At 70.5% G+C, this 3,964-nt stretch carries 5 protein-coding genes; all 5 read right to left on the reverse strand.

Annotation, left to right across the window (positions count from 1 at the left end):
- Nucleotides 1-1,248 (reverse strand): ATP-binding protein (locus tag E8A12_RS07450; RefSeq protein WP_293367287.1); only part of this gene is annotated, 1,248 nt, incomplete at its 3' end.
- 77 nt (nucleotides 1,249-1,325) lie between these two features.
- Nucleotides 1,326-2,528 (reverse strand): c-type cytochrome biogenesis protein CcmI, encoded by a 1,203-nt coding sequence (gene ccmI / locus E8A12_RS07455; protein ID WP_293367288.1) that lies wholly within the window; start codon nucleotides 2,526-2,528, stop codon nucleotides 1,326-1,328.
- Nucleotides 2,528-2,992 carry a cytochrome c-type biogenesis protein gene (locus E8A12_RS07460; RefSeq protein WP_293367289.1) on the reverse strand — a complete coding sequence of 155 codons (465 nt, stop codon included), beginning with the start codon at nucleotides 2,990-2,992 and terminating at the stop codon, nucleotides 2,528-2,530. The genes ccmI and E8A12_RS07460 overlap by 1 nt, the downstream gene beginning before the upstream one ends.
- Complete coding sequence (locus tag E8A12_RS07465) at nucleotides 2,989-3,522, reverse strand: DsbE family thiol:disulfide interchange protein (RefSeq protein ID WP_293367290.1); 534 nt, start codon at nucleotides 3,520-3,522, stop codon at nucleotides 2,989-2,991. Before E8A12_RS07465 ends, E8A12_RS07460 begins: the two co-directional genes overlap by 4 nt.
- The coding region (locus E8A12_RS07470; RefSeq protein WP_293367291.1) for a cytochrome c-type biogenesis CcmF C-terminal domain-containing protein at nucleotides 3,519-3,964 on the reverse strand (446 nt) is incomplete at its 5' end. The genes E8A12_RS07465 and E8A12_RS07470, both read right to left, overlap by 4 nt.

Here is a 3,964-nt window from a genome sequence, read left to right on the forward strand (position 1 = left end):
AGCCATGAGCTGGGCGAGTTCGCGGCAGATCGCCAGGCCCAGGCCGGTGCCGCCGAAGCGGCGAGTGGTGGATGAGTCCAGTTGGTCGAACTTGGCGAACAGCTTCGACAGGCTCTCCGGCGGGATACCGACGCCGGTGTCCTTCACCGACAGCTCCAGCGTCTCGCCATCACGCCGGGCGGTGACGCGGATTTCGCCCTGCTCGGTGAACTTCAGCGCATTGGAGATCAGGTTGTAGAGGATCTGGCGCAGCCGCGTCGGGTCGCCCAGATAGCGGCCCCGCGCGGCCTCGATGTCGAGGGCGAACGAAAGGCCCTTCTTGTTGGCCAGAGCTGTGAAGGCCGAATAGGCGCCGCGCGCCACGTCGGCCAGCTCGAACTCCAGCTGCTCCAACTCCAGCTTGCCGGCCTCGATCTTCGACAGATCGAGCACGTCGTTGAGGATCGCCAGCAGGCTCTCGCCGGAACGGTGGATGACGCTCAGCCGGTCGCGCTGGCGTTCGGTGAGCGCATCTCCGGCCATCGCCTGGGCCATTCCCAGCACCCCGTTCAGCGGCGTGCGGATCTCGTGGCTCATCGTGGCCAGGAAGGTCGACTTGGCGGCGTTGGCCGACTCTGCAGCCAACTCTCCGTCGCGCGCCCGCTGGCGGGCCTGGCGCAGCGCCGAGCGCGACCGGTCGAGCAGCCGGCGCGACAGATGGAAGAAGTTGATCAGGCTGACCGTGCCGGCCCCGATGGCCACCATCACCGGGGCGTCCCAGTGCGCCGCCACGCCCAGGGTCCAGGCGATGTAGGCCAAGGCCCCGACGTAGGGGGACAGCAGAATGCGGAACAGCGTCAGGTCGGCGTAGTACTGCAGCAGGATGTAGGATCCGCCGATGAACGCGGTGATCAGCGCGAAGGCCTGGGGCGCGTGGCCGCCATGCCGCCACAAGGCGATGACGATCACCGCCTGCAACGCCCCGCTCAGGAAGCTGTTGGCGCCGAGCGCGACGTTGAGCGGATGGGTTCCCGGAAGCCGCTCCCGGGCCCCGGCGGCGCGCATCAGCAGCGATCCGGTCCACAGGGCCAGCCAGACGCAGGCCGACCAGGCCAGCGTCCAGCCCCAGCCGAGATAGCAGGCCGCGACGGCCCCCACCGCCGTGCTGGAGACCAGCCGCGGCAACAGGTTGCGCATGGAAGCCGCATAGAGCGCGAGCCCCGAGGTCTGTCCAGGCGCGGCCTGAATGCTGTCGGCAGTTTCGCTCAACAGCTATCCCCCCAATATCGTTGAGGGACATCCTGGACGCGTGAAGTTAACCACACGTCAAACGCGTACCTGCGTTTTCAGACGCCAGGCACCGCAAGGCCCGCAGCCGTCTGGCGCAGAGCCGCCTGATCGGCCGGCGATCCGGCGAAGGCCCGGGCCGCGTCGTGATAGGCCTGGGTCGCCTCGGCCGTCTGGCCCAGCACCATCCGCGCGCGGATCAACCGCTCCCAGCCTTCCAGGTCACGGGGATTGGCCTTCAGGCTGGCGGCCTGTTTGGCGACCATGCCCTCGATCATCGACTGGCGGCCCTCGGCGCTCATCTGGCCGGCGGCGGCGACCTGATCTGAGGTCGGGCCGGGGGCTGAGGCGGGAGGACCCGCCTCGCCTCGCGCCATGGCCGCCGGCTCCGGCGGCAGACGGCCCGCGAGGTCGACATGGCGCTCCTGGGCGACCTTCTCGACGAAGGTGCGCACCTCAGGCGCCCAGGGCGCGTCCGGCGGCGCGCTCTTCAGCAGCGCGATCCAGTCGTCCATGGCGCCCTTGGCGTCGCCTTTCTGGTCCTTGGCGATGGCCAGGTAGTAGCGGGCGCGCGGGTCGCCGGCGTCCAGCGAGACGGCCTTCCTGAAGATGTCCTCCGCCGCCGGCGTCACCTGGCCCTGGGCGGCCAGCACCGTGGCCTCGCCCTGAGCGGAGAGGTACTCGCCATTGTGAGGATCGAGGGCCACGGCGCGGCCGTAGGCCGTGGCGGCGTCGGCGTTGCGGCCCACCTGCAGGTAGGACCAGCCCAGCATCCGCCATCCCTCGGCGTCATTGGGCGAAGCCTTCATGCGCTGCTCAAGCTGGCCGATCATCGAGGCCACCTCGCCGTTCGGATGGCCCGGCGGCAGCGCGCCGCTCGCGGCGGCGGCCACGGGGGCGCCGCCGGCCTCTGCGTCGGGCCGGCCGATCTTCAGATAGAGGCCGGTGGCGGCCAGGACCACGACGGCGACCAGGCCCAGGGCCAGGATCAACAGGGTGCGCTCGCTGAGGGGTCGGGCAGGCGCGTCGGGCTCCTTGCCTTCGGCCAGGACGCGGCGCTTGACGTCGGCCTTCAGCGCCTCGGCTTCGTCGGGCGGCAGCGCGCCAGTGGCGGCCTGCGCCTCGATCTCGCCGATCTGGCCCTTCAGCACCTCGGCCACCGAGCCGCGGGCCGTGCGCGCGGCGTCGTGGCGGCGCACCAGCGGGATGGCCAGGCCGACGGCGGCCAGCGCAACCATCAGGGTCAGGATCATCCAGAGCATCAGTCGCCTTTGTCCGCCGCCAGCAGCCGCGCCGCCTCCGCCTCATCCGCGACGGAGAGCGGTGAATCGGCGCGCGCCGCGCGTCCGCGCATGTAGACCGCCACGCCCGCCCCGCCCAGCATCAGCACCGCCAACGGCCCTAGCCAGAGCGCCCAGGTGTCCGGCTGGAACGGCGGCTTCAGCAGCACGAAGTCGCCATAGCGGGCGACCAGATAGTCCACCGCCTGCTTGTCACTGTCCCCCGCCGCGATCCGTTCCCGCAGGATCACCCGCAGATCGTGGGCGAGCGGCGCGGCGGAATCGTCGATCGATTGGTTCTGGCAGACCAGGCAGCGCAGCTCCTGGCTGAGCGCCCGCGCGCGCGCCTCTTGCGCCGGATCCTTCAACTGCTCGTCCGGCGTCACCGCCAGCGCCGGGCCGGCCAGCGCCAGGGCGGCCGCCCCGATCAGGGCGAGACGCCTCATGACTCGGCCTGCAGCTTGGCCATCAAGGGCGCGATCGTCTGGCTCCAGACCTCTGGCGTGATGGCGCCCACCTGACGGTAGCGGACGCGGCCCTTCCGATCGAGGACGAAGGTCTCGGGCACCCCGGAGACGCCCAGGTCGATGCCCGTGCGGCCGCTGGCGTCGTTTCCGGCCTGCACATAGGGGTCGCCATTGTCCGCCAGCCAGCGGGCGCCGGCCGATGGGTCTTCCTTCCAGTCGAGGCCGACGATCTTCACGCCTTGCGACTTGAGCTGCAGCAGGACGGGATGCTCCTCCTTGCAGGGACCGCACCACGACGCGAAGACGTTCAGCAGCACCGGCTCTCCCGAGAGATCGGCGGCTGCAAAACCCGGTTCGCCGGGCCGCAGCGGCGCCAGCGCGAAAGCCGGCAGAGGCTTGCCGATCAGCATCGAGGGCAGGATCGACGGATCGCGCCGCAGGCCGACCATGAAGCCCAGCAGGACCAGCACGAACAGGCCCACCGGCAGCAAGGCGAGCGCACGTCTCATTCCGCCGGCGCCGGGACCAGGGCGGGCCGCGGCGTCCGGGCCGCCACGCCCAACCTGAGGCGCCGGTCGCAGAGCGATACCAGGCCGCCGAACGCCATGACGAAACCGCCGATCCAGATCCAGACGATCAGCGGATGGTCCCACAGCCTGACCACGATCCCGCCGTCCTGCTCATCGCCGCCCGAGATGTAGAGGTTTCCGAGTGGGGTCACATGGATCGCGGCCTCGGTGGTCTGGCTGGTGGCGTAGGCGCGCCGCTCGGCCACCAGCGTGTAGGGTCCGCCCTTTCCGGTGATATCGAACCGCGCCTGACGGGCCTGGTAGTTGGGGCCGTCCGCAAGGCCAACGGACTCCAGCGTGATGGTGCGCCCGGCGAAAACCGTCGAGTCGCCGGGCCGCATGGTCAGCACCTTGTCCGAGTGCCAGGCCGTGACGCCGGTGA

Origin of the sequence: Phenylobacterium sp. (assembly GCF_004799395.1) — a bacterium.
In the GTDB taxonomy this organism is placed as follows: domain Bacteria; phylum Pseudomonadota; class Alphaproteobacteria; order Caulobacterales; family Caulobacteraceae; genus Phenylobacterium.

Coding starts and splice junctions, on each gene's coding strand:
- E8A12_RS07465 (WP_293367290.1), bottom strand. CDS start 3,522: ATGAGACGTGCGCTCGCCTTGCTGCCGGTGGGCCTGTTCGTGCTGGTC.
- E8A12_RS07460 (WP_293367289.1), bottom strand. CDS start 2,992: ATGAGGCGTCTCGCCCTGATCGGGGCGGCCGCCCTGGCGCTGGCCGGC.
- ccmI (WP_293367288.1), bottom strand. CDS start 2,528: ATGCTCTGGATGATCCTGACCCTGATGGTTGCGCTGGCCGCCGTCGGC.